The organism is Quatrionicoccus australiensis, from assembly GCF_020510425.1.
GTDB lineage: Bacteria > Pseudomonadota > Gammaproteobacteria > Burkholderiales > Rhodocyclaceae > Azonexus > Azonexus australiensis_A.
Map to the genome: position 1 here is coordinate 130758 of NZ_JAHBAH010000001.1, position 19523 is coordinate 150280.

The 19523-nt window shown below is 62.3% G+C and carries 21 protein-coding genes; 7 read left to right on the forward strand and 14 right to left on the reverse strand.

Translation table 11 applies throughout. The features are described 5' to 3' along the window. Positions 1–9 precede the first annotated feature (9 nt). On the forward strand, positions 10–1542 hold the full coding sequence (locus KIG99_RS00700; RefSeq protein ID WP_226458305.1) for a fumarate hydratase: 1533 nt from the start codon (positions 10–12) through the stop codon (positions 1540–1542). Positions 1543–1642: 100 nt separating this feature from the next. Here the strand turns inward: KIG99_RS00700 and KIG99_RS00705 are convergent, their stop codons facing one another. The 3 genes from KIG99_RS00705 to KIG99_RS00715 all read right to left on the reverse strand — a co-directional run bounded on the left by KIG99_RS00705 (position 1643) and on the right by KIG99_RS00715 (position 3893). Then, positions 1643–1900 (reverse strand): hypothetical protein, encoded by a 258-nt coding sequence (locus tag KIG99_RS00705; RefSeq protein ID WP_226458306.1) that lies wholly within the window; start codon positions 1898–1900, stop codon positions 1643–1645. A 14-nt stretch (positions 1901–1914) separates the two neighbouring features. Beyond that, positions 1915–2334: a DUF3352 domain-containing protein gene (locus KIG99_RS00710; protein WP_226458307.1), complete on the reverse strand. Its 420-nt coding sequence runs from the start codon at positions 2332–2334 to the stop codon at positions 1915–1917. Positions 2335–2609: 275 nt separating this feature from the next. Next, a complete protein-coding gene (locus KIG99_RS00715; RefSeq protein WP_226458308.1) occupies positions 2610–3893 on the reverse strand; it encodes a GGDEF domain-containing response regulator in 1284 nt (427 codons plus the stop codon). 439 nt (positions 3894–4332) lie between these two features. On the opposite strand from KIG99_RS00715, the gene ilvB reads away from it, so the two are divergent. The 3 genes from ilvB to KIG99_RS00730 are packed head-to-tail and all read left to right on the forward strand — an operon-like array spanning position 4333 to position 6921. Beyond that, positions 4333–6003: an acetolactate synthase large subunit gene (ilvB, locus tag KIG99_RS00720; RefSeq protein ID WP_226458309.1), complete on the forward strand. Its 1671-nt coding sequence runs from the start codon at positions 4333–4335 to the stop codon at positions 6001–6003. A gap of 1 nt (position 6004) precedes the next feature. Beyond that, positions 6005–6316 carry an acetolactate synthase small subunit gene (gene ilvN / locus KIG99_RS00725; RefSeq protein WP_226458310.1) on the forward strand — a complete coding sequence of 104 codons (312 nt, stop codon included), beginning with the start codon at positions 6005–6007 and terminating at the stop codon, positions 6314–6316. 59 nt (positions 6317–6375) lie between these two features. Continuing rightward, on the forward strand, positions 6376–6921 hold the full coding sequence (locus KIG99_RS00730; protein WP_226458311.1) for a hypothetical protein: 546 nt from the start codon (positions 6376–6378) through the stop codon (positions 6919–6921). Here KIG99_RS00730 and def read toward each other — a convergent pair. From def to KIG99_RS00750, 4 genes are all read right to left on the reverse strand, one after another. Further along, on the reverse strand, positions 6918–7439 hold the full coding sequence (gene def / locus KIG99_RS00735) for a peptide deformylase (RefSeq protein WP_226458312.1): 522 nt from the start codon (positions 7437–7439) through the stop codon (positions 6918–6920). The two genes, KIG99_RS00730 and def, sit on opposite strands and share 4 nt — an antisense overlap. A gap of 42 nt (positions 7440–7481) precedes the next feature. Continuing rightward, complete coding sequence (locus tag KIG99_RS00740) at positions 7482–9044, reverse strand: bacteriohemerythrin (protein ID WP_226458313.1); 1563 nt, start codon at positions 9042–9044, stop codon at positions 7482–7484. Between the two features lie 116 nt (positions 9045–9160). Further along, positions 9161–9988 (reverse strand): hypothetical protein, encoded by an 828-nt coding sequence (locus KIG99_RS00745; protein ID WP_226458314.1) that lies wholly within the window; start codon positions 9986–9988, stop codon positions 9161–9163. Between the two features lie 72 nt (positions 9989–10060). Then, positions 10061–11251: an aminotransferase-like domain-containing protein gene (locus KIG99_RS00750; RefSeq protein WP_226458315.1), complete on the reverse strand. Its 1191-nt coding sequence runs from the start codon at positions 11249–11251 to the stop codon at positions 10061–10063. Positions 11252–11312: 61 nt separating this feature from the next. Between KIG99_RS00750 and KIG99_RS00755 the strand changes: the two genes are divergently transcribed. The 3 genes from KIG99_RS00755 to KIG99_RS00765 all read left to right on the forward strand — a co-directional run bounded on the left by KIG99_RS00755 (position 11313) and on the right by KIG99_RS00765 (position 13173). Further along, the gene (locus KIG99_RS00755; protein WP_226458316.1) at positions 11313–11747 is read left to right on the forward strand and encodes a MarR family winged helix-turn-helix transcriptional regulator; all 435 of its coding nucleotides are present in this window, start codon (positions 11313–11315) and stop codon (positions 11745–11747) included. Positions 11748–11765: 18 nt separating this feature from the next. Beyond that, complete coding sequence (locus tag KIG99_RS00760; RefSeq protein ID WP_226458317.1) at positions 11766–12437, forward strand: glutathione S-transferase family protein; 672 nt, start codon at positions 11766–11768, stop codon at positions 12435–12437. A gap of 163 nt (positions 12438–12600) precedes the next feature. Then, positions 12601–13173, forward strand: a complete 573-nt coding sequence (locus tag KIG99_RS00765) for a hypothetical protein (RefSeq protein WP_226458318.1) — start codon at positions 12601–12603, stop codon at positions 13171–13173. Positions 13174–13295: 122 nt separating this feature from the next. Here the strand turns inward: KIG99_RS00765 and pcaC are convergent, their stop codons facing one another. The 7 genes from pcaC to tpx form a co-directional block, all read right to left on the reverse strand. Beyond that, positions 13296–13685, reverse strand: a complete 390-nt coding sequence (pcaC, locus tag KIG99_RS00770; protein ID WP_226458319.1) for a 4-carboxymuconolactone decarboxylase — start codon at positions 13683–13685, stop codon at positions 13296–13298. A gap of 32 nt (positions 13686–13717) precedes the next feature. After that, a complete protein-coding gene (gene map, locus KIG99_RS00775) occupies positions 13718–14518 on the reverse strand; it encodes a type I methionyl aminopeptidase (RefSeq protein ID WP_226458320.1) in 801 nt (266 codons plus the stop codon). Further along, positions 14515–14727, reverse strand: coding sequence for a ParD-like family protein (locus tag KIG99_RS00780; RefSeq protein ID WP_226458321.1), 213 nt, complete (start codon positions 14725–14727; stop codon positions 14515–14517). Before KIG99_RS00780 ends, map begins: the two co-directional genes overlap by 4 nt. A 75-nt stretch (positions 14728–14802) precedes the next feature. Then, positions 14803–16200 carry an FAD-binding oxidoreductase gene (locus KIG99_RS00785; protein ID WP_226458322.1) on the reverse strand — a complete coding sequence of 466 codons (1398 nt, stop codon included), beginning with the start codon at positions 16198–16200 and terminating at the stop codon, positions 14803–14805. After that, on the reverse strand, positions 16175–17497 hold the full coding sequence (gene rimO / locus KIG99_RS00790) for a 30S ribosomal protein S12 methylthiotransferase RimO (protein ID WP_226458323.1): 1323 nt from the start codon (positions 17495–17497) through the stop codon (positions 16175–16177). The genes KIG99_RS00785 and rimO overlap by 26 nt, the downstream gene beginning before the upstream one ends. Before the next feature lie 57 nt (positions 17498–17554). After that, on the reverse strand, positions 17555–18922 hold the full coding sequence (locus tag KIG99_RS00795) for an HD-GYP domain-containing protein (RefSeq protein WP_319002349.1): 1368 nt from the start codon (positions 18920–18922) through the stop codon (positions 17555–17557). Positions 18923–18991: 69 nt separating this feature from the next. Beyond that, on the reverse strand, positions 18992–19495 hold the full coding sequence (gene tpx, locus KIG99_RS00800; RefSeq protein WP_226458324.1) for a thiol peroxidase: 504 nt from the start codon (positions 19493–19495) through the stop codon (positions 18992–18994). Positions 19496–19523: the final 28 nt, after the last annotated feature.

Consider the following 19523-nt stretch of genomic DNA (forward strand, 5'->3'; position numbering starts at 1 on the left):
AGTTCTTGCATGACCGCCATCAAACAGGAAGACCTGATCCAGTCCGTTGCCGATGCTTTCCAGTACATCAGCTACTACCACCCGCTCGATTACATCAAGGCGCTGGGTGAAGCCTACGAGCGCGAGGAATCCCCCGCTGCCAAGGACGCCATTGCCCAGATCCTGACCAACTCGCGCATGTCGGCCGAAGGCCACCGCCCGATCTGCCAGGACACCGGCATCGGCATGGTCTTCATCAAGGTCGGCATGCAGGTCACCTGGCCGGATGCCACGATGAGCATCCAGGAAATGATCAACGAAGGCGTGCGTCGCGCCTACGGCAACCCGGACAATCCGCTGCGCGCCTCGGTGCTCGCCGATCCGGCTGGTGCCCGCAAGAACACCAAGGACAACACCCCGGCCGTGGTGCATTTTGAAATCGTTCCCGGCCATCACGTCGAAGTGATCTGTGCCGCCAAGGGCGGCGGCTCGGAAGCCAAGTCCAAGTTCGCCATGCTCAACCCGTCCGACGACCTGGTCGACTGGGTTTTGAAGAAGATCCCGGAAATGGGCGCCGGCTGGTGCCCGCCCGGCATCATCGGCATCGGTATCGGTGGCACGCCGGAAAAGGCCATGCTGCTGGCCAAGGAATCGATCATGGCGCCGGTCGATATTCACGAACTGAAGGCAAAAGCTGCCACCGGCGCCAAGCTGACCCGTCCGGAAGAACTGCGCCTCGAACTGATGGAAAAGATCAATGCACTGGGCGTTGGCGCGCAGGGCCTCGGTGGGCTGACCACCGTGCTCGACGTCAAGGTGCTGGATTACCCCTGCCACGCCGCCAACCTGCCGGTTGCACTGGTGCCGAACTGTGCCGCGACCCGCCACTGCCATTTCCATCTCGATGGCTCCGGCCCCGCCAAGCTCGAACCGCCGAAGCTGGAAGACTGGCCGGCCGTCACCTGGACGCCGGACCTCAAGGCCGCGACGCAGGTCAATCTGAACACCCTGACCAAGGAAGAAGTCGCTGCCTGGAAGCCGGGGCAGAAACTGCTCCTCAACGGCAAGATGCTGACCGGCCGCGATGCCGCGCACAAGCGCATTGCCGACATGCTGGCCAAGGGCGAAAAGCTGCCGGTCGACTTCACCAACCGGGTCATTTACTACGTCGGCCCGGTCGATCCGGTGCGTGACGAAGTCGTCGGACCGGCCGGCCCGACCACCGGCACCCGCATGGACAAGTTCACCCGCATGATGCTCGAACAGACCGGCCTGATCTCGATGATCGGCAAGTCCGAACGCGGCCCGGTCGCCATCGAGGCGATCAAGGACAACAAGTCGGCCTACCTGATGGCGGTCGGCGGCGCCGCCTACCTGGTCGCCAAGGCGATCAAGTCGGCCAAGGTGGTCGGCTTTGCCGATCTGGGCATGGAAGCCATCTACGAATTCGATGTCGAGAACATGCCGGTAACGGTGGCGGTCGACTCGTCCGGCGTCAGCGTGCACGAAACCGGCCCGAAAGAATGGCAGGTCAAGATCGGCAAGATCCCGCTCAAGGGCTGATCTTTCCTGCACACGCCATTATCTCGTTGTCGTACTAACGCAAGGGGTCTGGGCATGTTCAAACTTGAGCATATCCAGACTTCCATCTTCCTTAAAGTGGTCAATTGATCGTCGCAGTCGTGTTGCGGGCAAAGGAGATATCCGCGGGGATTGGTCGGCATTTCTCCGCCAACGTTAATGCGACTAGAGTCCGGCGCCGGACTTCAGGGTCTTTTGAATGGTGATCCCGGCGATTGATGTTCATTCCCGCAAAAAACAGGCATCGAGGAATAATCCGGCAAGACGAGAAAATATGACCGGCAAATATTGCCGCAGAAATAAAAATGCCTTGCCGGGGTGGCAAGGCATTGAGATGCATATGGGAAAACCGGATCAGGCGGTGGTGTCGATGACTGGATTTTCTGGCATGGCGAGATTACCGGCTTCGTGCAGCGCAAACCAGGCACGACTTCGCTGGGTTTTTGCATCATTTTCTACGAACTTGTCCATTTCATTCTGAACATAAGCCGCCATTTGTCCCTCGGTCCACGGTGTTCTGTCGATGGTGAAATTACTTGGCGCCACCCAAGGATCGATTCCAGTTTCTTGTATGCTTTGTTCCCTGAGTTTGGCAAGATTTTTGTCAATCTCATCTATTTTTTTCCGAAATGCAGCACGCTCTGCCGGGGTTTCGCTAATCTGCTTGTATCGATCGACTGTCCATGCATCTTTTGGAACAAGTTTGGGGCCGTGTAACTCTCTGACCAAACCAGTGAGCATTGCTTTGCCACTGTTATAGCTAATCATGTCCATGACTTCCTCCTGGTTATTGCGGTATGACATTTCGTTCGCCTGACACAGTTCCTTGCTCTCTCACTCCAGAGCCTTAATGCGCCCACGCCCGGCTGTCATAATGCAATAGGCATGCCACTGACGATTTCCTGTTTCTTGATCCAATTGTGCAGCGTCACCGTTGCCATAAATAAACGCAATTTCACGGTTATGAATATATTGTGTGCCAGCGACGTAATGGCGCCTGCACAAACAAAAAGCCGGCCTAGCGCCGGCTTTTTTACGTCAGGGCTCTGTTAGCCGCCAGTCCGCTCGGCCTGCGCTCGCTCACTCAGCCGGCGCTGCATCTCATCGAGCGGCAGAGCAAAATCGAACATTTTTTCGAGTTGACCGAGCAGAGGCATCAACTGCAGACCAGCCTGCCCAAGACAGGAAGCCATGAGCTCGGGTGACGCTTCAGCCAGTACGCTCTGCAGGCGCCCGAGAAAAACGTCCTGAGCGCCGAACAACTGGTCGGGAGCGGGATCACCGGAGATGACGCGATTGCCGCCGGCTGCCATTGCCGCAGCCAGCCGTTCGCGCGCCAGCTGCAGCAGATCCGTTTCGCTTGCCGCAGCCCCCTCCTCCGGCAAGGCCGCAACACCGACGCTGACGGTCAGGTCAACGCGCTGCCCGCGTACCGAAATCTGGGCCGCCGCCAGGGCCTTGCAAACACGACTGGAAAAACTCGTGCATAGCGTCCGATTGGTCTGCGTCGCAAGGATGGCGATCTGCCCCGGCGCCAGTCGGGCGATACTGTCCTCGCCGCGAATCTTGTTGGCCAGCATGGCTGAAACCTTGCGCACCACCCGTTCGGCAAGTTCCACTCCGTAGCTTGCGAGCAGCCTGTCGTAGCCATCCAGGCCAAAGACCAGCACCCCGGCAGCACTGGTCACCGGCAGTTGCCGCAAACACTCGGCGAACCTGTCCGGGCTCAGCAAATCGGTACTGCGGCCGCTACGGCCCCCCCCCTCGTGGGCGACATCATGCAATCCGGCGAGGAGCCCAACCTGCCCCATGATGTCGGTTGCCCCGGTGATGCTGCGCTCACCGGTGTAAGGACGGGCCGATTCATCTGCCGACGCGACAGCGGCAGCTTGCCCCGGTGCGAGGGAGTCAAACCCGAGCGGAGATTGGCGCCGATCTTCGGCAAGGTACGCCTGACCGAGCAGATGGTTGAGCAATGCAGCCATCTCGGCTGGCGGCAAGTGCTTGGGGATGAAATCGGTCACCCCGCGCTGGCTGGCAGCGAGTTTTTCCTGGGCGGAGCAAGACTCGGAAACGACCATGAAAAACGGCATGCGATTGAGGCGACACAGCTTGTTTTCACGGATCTGCTCGACCAGTTCCAGCGCATCCAGCTTGGCCAGATGCCCACCCGAAATAACGGCGACGATGGAACTGTCGAGGACAAGCGTCTGCCAGGCCGACTCGCCATCGGCATCCTCGCAAACCTTGAAATGTCCCTTCAGATATCTGGCCAGCGACGCCCGGGTGACCCGTGACGCATCGACGATCAGAACCTTCTGCAACTTTGTCATGGTGCTTTCGTAGCAGAGAATGCCTGACTGGCACCCTCCAGTATATGACTAAAGGAATACGGCAGTTTAGTCCAATTTTGCGAAGAAAGGTAAATCCAGAATGCATTTACCTTTCTTTACACAACATCAACAAGGCTTGCCGTGACTCGCTCCCAAAGCACTTGCCAGCAAGGAAAAACTCAGCCATAGTGCGCCTTCGATTTTCAGCCCCAACCCGAATCTGCCATGACCAACGCCCGCCACTTCCGCCCCAGCCCTGCCCGTGCAGTGCCGGCTGTTGTCGTCCGCGTAGTCGTCATCGTAGGCGTCGTTACAGACACGCCGTCGCGGATCGGGTAGCAGAAACAGCACAGACTTCCCCAAACCCCGCCGGCGCAAACCGGCGGGGTTTTGTTTTTGGAGCCCGCCGGTTGTGCCACCAACCAGCAAGGAGTACTCCATGACAGAAACCCTGACCGGTGCCCAGATCACCATCCGCCTGCTCGAACGCCAAGGCATCCGCACGGTCGCCGGCATTCCCGGCGGCGCCATCCTGCCCATTTACGACGCCCTCGGGCAGTCGACCGTCATCCACCACGTGCTCGCCCGCCACGAACAGGGCGCCGGTTTCATGGCCCAGGGCATGGCGCGGGTCAGCAGCCTGCCCGCCGTCTGCCTCGCCTCTTCCGGCCCGGGCGCGACCAACCTGCTGACCGCAATCGCCGACGCCAAGCTCGACTCGATCCCGCTCGTCGCGATCACCGGCCAGGTGCCGCGTGCCATGATCGGCACCGATGCCTTTCAGGAAGTCGACACCTACGGCCTGTCGATCCCGATCACCAAGCACAACTTCCTGGTGACTTCAGCCGCAGAACTGCTCGACGTCATTCCACGCGCCTTCGAGATCGCCGCCTCGGGCCGCCCCGGCCCGGTGCTGATCGATATTCCCAAGGATGTGCAGACGCAGGCCATCGAAGTCAGCGACTGGCCGGCACCGAGCACCGCCCTGCCCGCTGTGCCGGCAGCGGCGGAGCAGATCGCCGCAGCTGCCGCGATGATCAACGCAGCGCAGCGCCCGATCCTCTATCTCGGCGGCGGCGTCGTGCATTCCGGTGCATCGCGCCGGGCGGTCGACCTCGCTGAAAAGGCCAATTTGCCGACCGTGATGACCCTGATGGCACTCGGCACGATGCCGGTCGATCATCCGCTGTCGCTCGGCATGCTCGGCATGCACGCGGCCCGCTACACCAATCTGGCGCTCGACGAATGCGACCTGCTGATCGCCGTCGGCGCCCGCTTCGACGACCGCGCGACGGGCAAGGTGGCGGCCTTCTGCAGCCAGGCGAAGATCATCCACATCGACATCGACCCGGCCGAACTCGACAAGATCAAGACGGCGCACCTCGCCATCGGTGCCGATGTCGGCGAAGCATTAACGCAGTTGCTGCCGGCGGTGGCCGAAAACACCCGAAAAAACTGGGTCGACCGGGTAGACGCCCTGCGCAGCGAATTTCCCCTGCACATGCCGGAGGCCGCCAACCCGCGCACGCATTTCGGTCTGATCCGCGCCGTCGCTGCCAGCCTCGACAACGACGCGATCATCGCCACCGACGTCGGCCAGCACCAGATGTGGGTGGCGCAGGCCTATCCGCTGCGCCGGCCGCGCCAGTGGCTGACCTCGGGCGGCCTCGGGACGATGGGTTTCGGCGTGCCGGCGGCGATCGGCGCCGCGCTCGCCGAACCGCAGCGCACCGTGGTCTGCTTCACCGGCGACGGCTCGATCATGATGAACATCCAGGAACTGGTGACCGCCGCCGAGGAAAACGTGAACCTGAAAATCGTGCTCATGGACAACGCCTCGCTCGGCCTGGTGCACCAGCAGCAGACGCTGTTCTACGGCGAGCGCCTGTTCGCCTCGCAATTCAAGGTGACGCCCGACTTCATCAAGGTCGCCCAGGGCCTCGGCATCGCAGCGGTCGACCTCGATCTGGCAACCGATCCTGTGGCTGCGCTGCAGGAAGCCATCGCCCGCCCCGGCCCCTGCCTGATCCACGCCAGCATCGATGTCGAGCAGAAGGTCTATCCCATGGTGCCGCCGGGCGCCGCCAACCGTGAAATGATCGGAGCCTGAAATGAACGCCAGCAACCGCAACGAACAAACCGCCCTCGCCCGCGCCGTGCTCGAAATCGACGTCAATAACCATCCCGGCGTGATGTCGCACGTCGTCGGCCTGTTTTCCCGGCGCACCTACAACGTCGAAGGCATTCTCTGCCTGCCGGTGGAGGATGGCACGCGCAGCCGCATCTGGCTGCTGCTCAACGAAGACCAGCGCCTGGCACAGGTCATCAAGCAGGCGGAAAAACTCGAGGATGTGATCGCCGTGCGCCGCCACCATGCCGAGCATGCGGTATTCAGCCAACTCGAGGAGTTTTTCCGACCCTGACGCGATGAAGGCGACATCCGTTTTAGAATGTCGCCTTCATCACCGACCGGAAAATCACCTTGGATACGTTGTCCTTCGACTGGCCGCAAAGCGCCGCAGCACTCGTTGCACACGCCGAGCGGCGCAGTGACCTGGCCCGCCTGATCATGGCCGGCACCTCGCATGTCGATTCCTGGCTGATCGAAAACCGCATCCTGCCCGTGCTGCGCGAAAAGCAGCCGGGTCGGCTGGTTTTTTCCTCGTGCTGTCATGGCGATGGCGAACGCAGGGCAACGCTGATCCCGCTTCCCGACGGCAGCGCCTTCGCCTGCGATGCGAGCGGCCGCTGGTCGGCCCTGGATGCGAGCGCCGCCCGGCATGAAATCGGCCATCTCGGTTACCGCTTTGCGCCCGGCAATCACTGGCAGCACGGCTTTGCCGCCCATATCGAAAACGCGAACGGCACACTGCAGCCGGCCTCACCGGAACAAGCCGCGCACTTCTGGGAAGAGATTACCGGCCAACGGCCACAGGGATTTTCAGACGGTGCGGTGGACCAGATCGAGGCGCTCGGCCTCGATGTTATTGAGCGACTGTTCAGTACCCAGGGCCATCTCGGGCTCTAGGGCAGTTCGGGAAACAGCACCTCGGTGTAGCCAAAGCGCGTCAGGTCGCGCATCCGGGTCGGATACAGACGGCCGATCAGATGATCGCATTCATGCTGCACGACGCGGGCATGAAAACCATCAACCGTGCGATCGATGGCGATCCCGTCGGCATCAAAGCCTTGATAACGGATGCGTGCATGACGCGGCACTTCGCCGCGCAGGCCGGGCACCGACAAACAGCCTTCCCAGGCCGACTCCTCGCTGTCTCCCAGTGGAGTGATCAGCGGATTGATCAGGATGGTTTGCGGCACGGCACCGGCATCCGGATAACGCTCGCTGGCGTCGAAACCGAAGATCACCAGTTGCAGGCCGACGCCAATCTGCGGCGCCGCCAACCCGACTCCGCCGGCGGCGCGCATGGTGTCGAACATATCCTCAATCAAGGCCTGCAAGGCCGGCGTCGCAAAGTCGCGGACCGGTTGCGCGACCTGCAGCAGACGCGGATCGCCCATGCGGAGAATGTTGCGTATCGTCATTTAGCTCCCCCATTCCTGGCAAGCACTACCGGGAAACAGCGTTCAAACCTTGACCAGTTCGTACAGCCCGGCATCTTCCTGCACGATATGCCTGACCAGCCAATTACGCAGATAGATCAGGACCTCGAACTGCGCAGTCAGCGGGTTGTTGTGCAACTCTTCATAGAAGCCCTGCAAGCGGTCTTCAAATGCATGATGCTGGTGCTGCTGGACAGCAATGGCAGCGTAGCCATAGTGCGCCATCATCCGCTCCTCGGCCCGGAAATGCACCTGGGCATACTGACTCAACGCTTTCAGGACGCGGGCCACCTCACTTGCCCCCCGCTTCTGCGAAACGATTTCAAAGAGGTCATTGGTCAGATCGAACAGATAGCGATGATGCTCGTCGATGACATCGATACCGACGCTCAGGCTGCCCTCCCAGCGCACCCAGTCTGACTGCGTGGACGGCACCACTGGCAGATCGAGAACCTGGTTAGGGTCGATGATTTCATCGCGGTACAGTTGGCGAATACGCAGGATTTCCGGCATTGCCACGTCAAAGGCAACCACCACCTGCGGATCGAAATGCGATCCGGCCTGCTGGCGCACCCAGGCGGCAGCCTCCTCGACCGGCCACGGATTCTTGTAGGGCCGCGCCGATGTCAGTGCGTCGAACACGTCGGCGACGGCACAGATCCGCGCCAGCAGGGGGATTTCCTCACCCTTCAGCCCTTCCGGATAGCCGTTGCCATCCCAGTGTTCATGGTGACTGGCAGCAATTTCCTTGGCCGTCTGGATCAGGGTATCGGTTCCGGTCAGCAGACGCGAACCGATCTCGGTATGCGTCTTCATGATGGTGAACTCGTCCGTACTCAGGCGGCCGGGTTTGAGCAGGATGGCGTCGGGAATGCCGATCTTGCCGACATCGTGCATCGGCGCGCAGACCGCCAGCAGATCGCGCATTTCCTGTGGCAGCCCCATGGCCTTGGCGATGCTGGTCGAAAAATGCGTCATCCGCATGATGTGCATGCCGGTTTCGTTGTCGCGATATTCCGAAGCCGCCCCCAGGCGCCGGATGGCATCGGTACGCGCCTCTTCCAGTTCAACCTCGCGTACGCGCAGCGTCTCGTTGATGATGCAGCGCGAGACCAAGACGGAAAGCGCACCGGCCAGATCGGTCATGAACTCGCTTTCAACGGCATCGGCCTGCCACTCGGGATCGATGAAGAGCAGGACGCGGCCCAAGGGCTTGCCCTGGTTGCGCAGGGGCAGGACAAAACAAGCCGCAGCGTCGGGCGCAGCCACGGACTGATAAGGATGGAAGCGGCTTGCCGCCGTGACGAAGGCCTGGCCGACATCGCCCTGGCCGGCGTAAGGGTCGGCACGCGAGAGCGCCGAGTTCTCCCAGACCGGAGGCAAACCGAACTGGGCGACCTGGGTCAGTCCGCCGCGGGAGTTGTTGAGCAGGATGGCACTGCGTGCCTCGACCCGGATTCCCGGCAAGCTGATCAACAGATCGAAAAGCTTTGCCAGCATGTGGTCGAGATCGACATCGGCTCCGCCCAGCTTGGTCAATTCGAAAACCAGCCGGCTGATTGCCAGGATTTCCTGATCCTTATCCATCGTCTGCCTTCGGCATCCCTTTAAAACAAGGGCGGTATCCTACCTTCAGGAAAACCGGCTTCCCATGGACCAAAGTCCAATCGCACCACAAAAAGTGAAGTTTTTGCGACCTTGTGTCAGCAAGCGCGCCCGCCGCTCATCCGGGAGAAACCGAAGCCGTCGCCGGACGACGTAGGCAGGATGCAAATGGTCATCGCCAGCGAACGCGCCGACTTGTCGATATCGGCCGGGAAAGGCGCAAACGGGATCGAGCGCTCGACCACCGACCGAATGAAGGCGATTTCCGCCGCCTGGTCGCCGGCATTGAGCACCGTGAAGGATTTCAGCGTGCCGTCCGGGTTCAGGCGAAACTGCACCGCGGCCGGCCGGACGCCCTTGCTGCGCGGATCGTTCTTGACGAAGGCCGAACTGCGGTTGAGACGGCGGATCAGGCCATCTACGTACATTTCCAGGCTGAACGGATCGGGCTGTGCCGCGTTCGGACGCAATTCCAGAGTTGCCGTGCCGGCCTCATCCTGACGCGCCAGTTGCCGCGCTTCGTCGCGCGCCATGGCGAGCGAGCGCTGCGCCAGTGTCGGCCGGGGAGCGGCCTTGGCCTCGCTGGCCAGCCCCTCAAGGAAGTTGTTCATGTCGGCTTTCTCGGCCGCCGACCATTTCGGGCTGGGTGCTACCGCGCGACCGCCCGGCTTTTGCGTCGTCAACAGACGTTGACCGGTCGGCTTGCGCTCCGTTTTTCTCGCCTGCAACGGTATTTCCGGAACCTCACTCGGTCGAACCGGCTGGCGCGGCGCAAGACTGGCCTCAAGCCGCGGCAGGCTTTTTTCGCCGGACGGGTCGCTGTGCGGAACGAGCAGCACCAGGGCGTGGATCAATACCGAAACGGCGATTGCCCACAGCGGTGCGCGCCGATGGAAAGAAAAGTCCTGAAGAAGCATCGGCGGCATTTTAAGCTACCGAGCTGACAGAAACCCGTCCCGGCAAATGTAAAACCCGGTCAAGCCGCGTCGCTTGCCGACTCAGGCACAGGCGCGGCGCAGGCCACTCGGCGCCCGGACCAGCGCTTCGCGGACCAACTCGGCAAGGGTTGCCAGCCCCTCGATGATCTGCGCTTCGTCGGCATGGCTGAAATTGAGACGCAAGGCACCGCAGGCATTGGGTGCATCCGGACAGAAAGGCTCGCCCGGCATGAAGGCGACGTTGCGCTCGATGGCGCGCGCCAGCAACGTCCGCGTATCTATCCTCTGCTGCAGTTCGAGCCAGAAAAACAGGCCGCCGGCCGGCACCTGCCAGGTGGCCAGGCCCTTGAAATTGCGTTCCAGCTCGCGCGCGAACAGGTCGCGCTTTTGCCGGTAGATATCGACGATACGCGTCAGGCGCTCCTCCCGCCCGGCATCCCGCAACTGGCCGAGCACGTACCACTGGCTGATCCGGTTGCTGTGCAGGTCAGCGGCCTGCTTCAAACGCACCAGCGGCGTCATCAGGTCGGGCGAAGCGACCAGGTAACCCAGACGCAGGCCGGGTGCCAGGCTTTTCGAGAAGGAGCCCTGATAGACCCAGGACGCCTTCTGCAGGCGGGCGCAGACCGGGGTGCGTTCGCAGGGGTCGTAAGCGAGATCGCGGTAGGGATCATCCTCGAACAGCGGTACGCCGAAATCGTCGCAAGCCCGGGCCAGCGCCTCACGCTCGTCGGCGTCGTAGCAATGCCCGGTCGGGTTCTGGAAGGTCGGGATGGCATAGGCGAAGGCCGGCAGCCGGGCCGCGTCGAAACCGGCATCCTGCAGGCGCGGCGCGAGCGGCGTGAAACTCGCGCCGAAATAGCGAAAGACCTGCAACGCAGCAAGATAAGTCGGCGATTCGACGGCGACCGGCGTGCCGGCATCGATGAACAGCTTGCCGACCAGATCAATGCCCTGCTGCGAACCGGAGAGGATCAGGACTTGCGAAGCCGAACATTCAAGACCAAGCGCCGAGAGGTTCTCTGCAATCAGCTTGCGCAATTGCGGATCGCCCTCGCTCGGCCCGTATTGCAACCATTTGGCCGGCACGTCGGCAAGATTCATGGTGGGAAAGGTTTCCGCCGCCGGCAGGCCGCCGGCAAAGGAAATCATGCCCGGCCGATCAATCACCGAAAGGATTTCGCGGATCGGCGAGGCTTCGAGATTCGCCACGCGGCGGGAAAAACGCAATGCTGGGCTGGGGGTATTCATCGATTAACGTCAATGCAGTTGACCTATGGACAGCCTAAGCACCCACCCCTATTATGTCAACATGATTGACCAAAAAAACCAGGATGAGCTTGAAGAGTCAATCGAACTCTTCTTTTTCGCCTACCGCGCCTTCACCTCGCGCCCGGATCGCATGCTGGAACAACGCGGCCTCGGGCGCGTGCATCACCGCATCCTGCATTTCGTCGGGCGCAATCCGCAAATCGCGGTCAATGCGCTGCTCGGCATCCTCGGCGTTTCGAAGCAGGCGCTCAACGCGCCGCTCCGCCAGTTGATCGAGATGAAACTTGTTGCCGTGGACGTGGCCGAACACGACCGACGCGTCAAACAACTGTCGCTGACAGCGGAAGGAAAGCAGCTCGAAACGCAGTTGACCGGTACACAGATGAAACATCTCGCCGCCGTCTTCGCCGCCGCCGGCCCGCAGGCAGAACAAGGCTGGCGGGCGGTGATGCGGACCATCCCGGAAAAATCCTAACCCGAACAGGAAACGCCCATGCTCGACCTCTACATCGGCAACAAGAACTACTCCTCGTGGTCGCTACGCCCCTGGCTGCTGCTCAAGCACTTCGCCATTCCCTTCAAGGAACACATGGTGTCGGTCGCCGGGCGCGACTACAACCCGCTGCTCAAGCCACTGGCAGGCAATGCGCGCGTGCCTTGCCTGCACGATGACGGCTTCCAGATATGGGACAGCCTTGCGATCAGTGAATACCTCGCCGAGCAAAATCCGGCTTTCTGGCCGGTCGACCGCCTGGCGCGCGCCCGCGCCCGCAGCATATGCGCCGAAATGCATTCCGGCTTCGCCAAGCTGCGCACGGCGATGCCGATGAACCTCAAGCTCAAGCTGAAAGGCAAACCGGCAACGCCGGAAGTCCAGCGCGACATCGACCGCATCGTTGAAATCTGGGAAGAAGCGCGCAGCAAGTTAGCAACCGGCGACGGCCCTTACCTGTTCGGCGATTTCACGGTCGCCGACGCGATGTTCGCCCCCATCGTCTGGCGCCTGCACATCTACAACGTCGCCCTGCCGCCGCTCGCCGCAGCCTACAGCGCGACCATGCTGGCACATCCGGCGATGCGCGAGTGGTACGCGGCGGCACTGCTGGAAAGCGAGGCGCACGCGCATTACGACGATCTGGCCGCGGAATACGGCGGGCAACGCTGATGGCTAAAAAATATTTAAAAACAGTGACAACGGAAACCGCTTTGCTGCGTTAACCAGTGATACGAGTTGAATTGCAGGTACAGCAGTGCGCAAATTTTTAATCCTTGTTCTGACGTCATTGGCCGCAATGGGCGTGCACGCCTGGGAGCCGATGAGTGGTGACATGCAGCAGTTCCAGGAGGAACAGCTGCCGGCACAACAACCCGCCAGCGAAGCCGTCGTCACCATCGCGCCGGTTCCCATGCAGGCCATGGTCGTCGAACTCGCCAACTACACCCCGAATACAACGAGCATCCGCCAGGCCAAAAAAGCCAAGGCAGTAAAGGTTGCCAGGGTAAAGTCGATGCTGTCGCGCGCCGCACGCGAACAAATCGTATTGGCGAACTCGAGCGCGAAACATGATGACCGGGCGGAACTCATTGCGTCGGATAATGACGACGACGACAGCTCTCTTGATGACCTGGACTTCCACCGCTCCTTTAGCAAACCCAAGCTTGCCAAGTCATTTGATCAAGCCGATGAAGACGAAGATGACGCGGGCCTGGACCTTCCCGGTCACATCAAGCTTCGTCTTTTGCTGGCACGGACCAAGGCGGTCGATGCATTCAACCTGAGTCAGGCCGGCAAGGCATCGGGGACTGCAGACGATGGACTGTCCGACGCCGTCAAGCTCCGCCTGCGTATTGCGCGCGCACAGGCGGTGAAATTGCATGCCGAGAAATTCGGCAACAGCTGAAGCCTCAAGCCGGAAACAGACAAGCCGTTTCCGGCCCTTCGCGGCATGACCTGCACTGCCGCCTGAAACGCCATCCGCTATCGTGGCCGCATCCGTTGACCGGCAAGCAAACGGCCCTCACCTCAAGCTTCGATCTTGCCCATTTCCTTGAGTACTTCATGCGCCGAACGGAAGGCGTCGATGGCAAGCGGCATGCCGCAGTAGATCGCAGCGTGCAGCAAGACTTCCTGAATTTCCGCCGGCGTGGCGCCGTTATTGACCGCACCGCGGACATGCCCCTTGATTTCGGTCGCCCGACCGAGCGCAGTCAGCATCGAAAGGGTCAGCAGGCTGCGTGTTTTCAGATCCAGGCCGTCGCGGCACCAGGTCGTACCCCAGGCGTTGCGGGTCACGAATTCCTGCAGCGGCGCGGTAAAGGCATCGACATTGGCAAAGGCCTTGTCGACGAAGGCATCGCCCATTACCTGGCGACGCATCTGCAAACCCTGTTCAAATTGTTCGTCACGACTCATCTTGTTCTCCGTGTGCCGGGTCGGCACTGCGCTCAGGCCGCGATGGCCGGGTAATCGCCGTAGCCGTCCGGCCATGGCGTCAGTATCTCGAAACCGCTGTCGGTCACGGCGACCATGTGCTCCCACTGCGCCGAGAGCGAACGATCCTTGGTGACCACCGTCCAGCCGTCCGGCAGATGGCGGATGCCGGGCTTGCCGGCGTTGATCATCGGCTCGATGGTGAACACCATGCCGGCTTCGAGCCGGAGGCCTTCGCCGGGCCGGCCGTAATGCAGGACCTGCGGCTCGTCGTGGTAGATGCGACCGATGCCGTGGCCGCAGTATTCGCGCACGACGCTGAAGCCTTCACGTTCGGCGACTTTCTGGATGGCATGGCCGACATCGCCGAGCGTCGCGCCCGGCCGCACCTGCAGGATGCCGGCGCGCATCGCCTCGTAGGTGGTGCGCACCAGGCGGCGGGCGAGGATGCCCGGCTCGCCGACGCAGTACATCCGGCTCGAATCGCCGAACCAGCCGTCCTTGTTGAGCGCGACGTCGATATTGACGATGTCGCCGTTCCTGAGTTTCTTGTCGGACGGAATGCCGTGGCAGATGACGTTATTGACCGAGGCGCAGATCGTCTTCGGATAACCGTGGTAACCAACATTGGCCGGAATCGCGCCCTGCACCTTGACGATATGGTCGTGGCACAGGCGGTCGAGTTCGTCGGTCGTCACCCCGGCCCGAACATGCTGGCCGATCATGTCGAGCAGTTCGGCGGCGAGATGACCGGCCCGGCGGGCCAGTGCAATCTCTTCCGGCGAGCGCAGCGGCACCTGCACGGCGCCGCTCATGCGGCACGCTCTTCAGTGAGCGGCCCGGCCTGGCGTTCGGCCTGGATCAACAACAGGCAGATCTCGCCGTAATGCAGTTGCGGATTGAGTTCGGCGAGCATGCCGACGCGCAACCAGTGCTCGGCCTGGGCATTGATCGAGCGACTCAGCGCGCCGCTGGTCAGACGCAGGTTTTCATGCATCTGTTCTGATATTTTGACAATTCCCAAGGCAGGCACTCTATATATGTTTTGTAGTCACTTCATATACTAACAAAACCGAACCCGCGCGTCGAGCCGTGCCGCCTAGAGGATCTTGCCCGGATTCATCAGGCCCTGCGGATCGAGCGCCTGCTTGATGCTGCGCATCAGCGCGAGTTCGACCGGGCTCTTGTAATGCGCCAACTCGTCGCGCTTCAACTGGCCGATGCCGTGCTCGGCGGAAATCGAGCCGTTCAGGGAGTCGACCGTGTCATGCACGATGCGGTTGACCGCCGGCTGGCTGGCGAGGAAAACGGCGTTTTCCTGCGCGTCGGCCTGCGACAGGTTGTAGTGCAGGTTGCCGTCGCCGACATGCCCGAAGGCGACGACACGGATGCCGGGAAAGGCTGCCGCCAGCGCCGCGTCGGCGCGCGCCAGGAACTCGGAAATGGCTGAGACCGGCACCGCGACATCGTGCTTGATGCTGACGCCTTCTATCTTCTGCGCTTCCGAGATGTTCTCGCGCAGCGCCCACAGCCGCGCCGCCTGCGTCTCGCTCTGCGCGAGCACGGCGTCGGCGAGGCGCTCGCGTTCCAGCATGTCGCCCAGCCAGGCTTCGACAGCGGCGGTCGGCGCATCGGCAAACTCGGCCAGCACGTACCAGGGCGACACGGCGCCGGGCCGGACGCTGCCCGGGATATTCTTGAGCACCAGGCCGAGCGCCGTTTCGGAAATCAGTTCGAAAGCGGTCAACTGCGCGTCGAAAACGGTTTTTGCCCGATTCAGCAGGTCGACCGCTGCGGCCGGGCTGGCGACATTGAGCCAGCAGGTGCTCAGCCGGCGCGGCAGCGGGTCGAGCTTGAGCACGGCGGCAGTGATGATGCCGAGCGTGCCTTCGGCGCCGATGAACAACTGCTTGAGGTCGTAGCCGGTGTTGTCCTTGCGCAGGCCGCGCAGGCCGTCCCAGATGTCGCCGTTGGGCAGTACCACTTCGAGGCCCAGCGTCAGCTCGCGCGTGTTGCCGTAGCGCAGCACCTGCACGCCGCCGGCATTGGTCGACAAATTACCGCCGATCCGGCACGTGCCTTCGGAAGCGAGCGCCAGCGGGAACAGCCGGTCGACAGCGCGTGCCGCCGCCTGCACCTCGGCCAGCGTGCAGCCGGCCTCGACCGAAATGGTGTTGTTTTGCGCGTCGACCGCGCGGATATGGCGCAGCCGGCTCAGACTGAGCACGACCGCCCGGCCCGTCGCATCCGGCGTCGCCGCGCCGCACAGACTGGTATTGCCACCCTGCGGCACGATCGGCGTATGGCTGGCGGCGCAGGCGCGGACGACGGCGGCGACTTCTGCCGTATCAGCCGGACGCACGACGCAGAGCGCTGCCCCGACGTAACGCCCGCGCCAGTCGCTGACGAAGGGCGCGATGTCGGCCGGCGCAGTCAGGACGTGCGCCGCCCCGACAATCTCTGCGAGTTGCTCAGACAGGCTGGGCGTAGAGGTCATGGTGATCGGCGTCGACGACCTTGACTTGCAGGAAGTCGCCCGGCTGGGCATCGAAGAAGCCGTCGAGATAGACCAGACCGTCGATTTCCGGTGCATCGGCCTTGGAACGGGCGATTGTGCCTTCCTCGTCCACCGCGTCGACCAGCACCTGGATGGTGGTGTCGATCTTGGCTTCGAGCTTGGCGGCGGAGATGTCTTCCTGAACCTGCATCAGCCAACGGCGGCGATCTTCGCGCACGTCCTCCGGCAGCAGTTCGCCGAGTTCGTTGGCCTTGGCGCCCTCGACCGGCGAGTAGGCAAAGGCGCCGACGCGGTCGAGCTTGGCATCTTCGAGGAACTGGATCAACTGGTCGAAATCCTCTTCCGTCTCGCCCGGAAAGCCGGTGATGAAGGTCGAGCGGATAACCAGCTCCGGGCAGATCTCGCGCCAGCGGGCGATGCGCTCCAGCGTGTTCTCGCTGGAGCCGGGGCGCTTCATGGCCTTGAGGATCTTCGGGCTGGCGTGCTGGAAAGGCACGTCGAGGTAAGGCAGGATCTTGCCTTCGGCCATCAGCGGAATGATGTCGTCGACCGACGGGTACGGATAAACGTAATGCAGGCGCACCCAGATGCCGAAGCTGGCCAGCGCCTCGCACAATTCCTTCAGGCGGCTCTTGACCGGCTTGCCGCCCCAGAAGGCGGTGCGGTATTTCAGATCGACGCCGTAGGCACTGGTGTCCTGCGAGATAACGAGGATTTCCTTGACCCCGGCGCGCGCCAGGTTCTCGGCCTCGGCCAGCACGTCGCCAACCGGGCGCGAGACGAGCGGGCCGCGCAGCGACGGGATGATGCAGAAGGTGCAGCTGTGATTGCAGCCTTCGGAAATCTTCAGGTAGGCGAAGTGATCGGGCGTCAGGCGCACGCCCTGGGCCGGCACCAGGTCGGTGTAGGGATCATGCGGTTTCGGCAGGTGCGCATGCACGTAGCCCATGACTTCATCGGCGGCGTGCGGGCCGGTCACGGCGAGCACCGACGGATGCGTCGATTGCACGATGTCGCCCTTGGCGCCGAGGCAGCCGGTGACGATAACCTTGCCGTTTTCGTTCAAGGCCTCGCCGATCGCGTCGAGCGATTCCTCGACGGCGGCATCGATGAAGCCGCAGGTATTGACGATCACCAAATCGGAATTGTCGTAGCTCGGGGAGATTTCATAGCCTTCGGCGCGCAGCTTGGTCAGGATGCGCTCGGCGTCCGAGCTGGCCTTGGGGCAACCCAGGCTGACGAAGCCGACGGTCGGCACTTTTTGTTGAATAGTCATGCGAAAAACCTTGTCCGGAAAAGCCGGAATGCGAAAAGGCCGTATTTTACGGGGGAATCAGGCCGGCAGGCGGTCGAGTGACCGTTTCAGCGCGGCAAAACAGTGCTCGTCGATGGCGGTACCGAGGTTTTCGGCCATCATCTCGAGCGTGCGGGGAATCGGAATGGCGCCACGATAGGGGCGCTCGGCGGTGATCGCATCAAAGATGTCGGCCGTCGTGATGATGCGGGTTTCCAGGGTGATCTCATCGGCGAGCAAACCGCGCGGATAACCCTTGCCGTCGAGACGCTCGTGATGCGCCGCGGCAACGACGGCCAGCTCGGAAAAAGCAGCGATGCGCGCCAGGATGGTTTCGGTGTACATCGCGTGCGCCTTGACCGCTTCCCACTCCTCGGCGTCGAGCTTGCCCGGCTTGTCGAGCACGCTGTTGCTGACACCGAGCTTGCCGACGTCGTGCAGCAGCGCACCGCGCTTGAGCCAGCGCCGACGCTCGGCGGACAGGCCCATTTCTTCGGCGATCAGGTCGGTGTAAAGCGCCACGCGCGCACTGTGGCCGCTGGTGTAAGGACTCTTCGAGTCGACCACCTGGCCGAAGGCGGCGGCGATGTCGTCGAGGTAATCGTCATCCAGATCAACGATGTGCGCGGCCGGTTCGAGCGCCAGGATGGCGGCGCCGACTTCCGGTGCGGCCAGCATGGCCCAGAAGGCATCGTCATCGGCAACGAGCTCGAAGGCCTGCACCAACAGCGGATCGAACCAGTTGCCGGAACGCTGGCGGATTTCGTCGAGTGCTGCGCCCGGCCCGCCGGTCGTGTGGAAGACGTCGATGACCTGGGCGAGCAGCGCGATCCGCGCATAGAGCGGGATCGCATCGCCGGCCAGTGCTGCCGGCCGGCCCTGCCCGTTGAAATGCTCATCGAGGCTGTAAATCCCGGCCGCGACCGCTTCCGGAAAACGCAGCAGGCGGGCGATTTCGGCACCGCGCTGGCAACGCGTCGCAATCAGTTCCTGTGCGATCTCGCTGCCGTCGCGCATGATCGTCAACGCGGTGCGAAAGCGTTCGGCCAGCCCGGCCTTGAGACCGGTATGGCTGAGCACGAATTGCAGCACCTGTGGCAGGCTGTCGCCGACCGTCTTGAAGTCGCGTTTGAAAGCGAGGTCGTCGGTCAGGTACAGCTCGCAGATGCGTGCCGCGTTGCTGCTGCAGCCGAGATCCTTGAGCAGCAGCGTGTAATAGAGCTCCCACAGCGCCTCGTCAGCGAGCCCGATCGTCCGACCGATGTGCATGCCGATCCAGCAGCAGCGGATGCAATGCCCGGCCGGCTGCCCTTCGGTGATGTCGAGCGCGTGCGACAGCGCCGAAATCAGTTCGGACAGTTTCAAGCCGCCGGAAGACGGCGGCACGGAAAAACGGCGCATCGGCATGGGAAAAACCTGCGTTTACAGCGGTCGACCGCCCGGCGAAGCAGAAAACGCTGCCGCGCCGGGATGGGGTCAGGCGAGCGCGGCGAGAGCCGGGGCGTAATCCGGCTCCTGCTTGATTTCGCTGACCAGTTCACTGTGCAGTACCTGATTATTTTCATCAAGCACGATGACGGCGCGCGCCGCCAGCCCGGCGAGCGGCCCGCTGGCGATGGCGACGCCGTAAGCGGCCAGGAAATCGCGGCCGCGCATGGTGGACAGGGTCTGCACGTTGGCCAGGCCCTCGGCACCGCAGAAACGGCTTTGCGCAAACGGCAGATCGGCCGAGATGCACAGCACGACGGTGTTCTTCAACTCACTGGCCGACTGGTTGAACTTGCGCACAGAGGTCGCGCAGGTCGGCGTATCGACACTGGGAAAAATGTTCAAAATCTTGCGTTGACCGCCCAGGCTGGCCAGCGTGACATCGGCCAGATCCTTGCCGACCAGCGCAAAGGCCGGGGCGGCGCTGCCCTTGACGGGAAAGACGCCGCCCACTTCGATCGGATTGCCGCCCAGGGTTACGGAATTGCTCATGTTGTGCTCCATGTTTTGGTGATGGCGA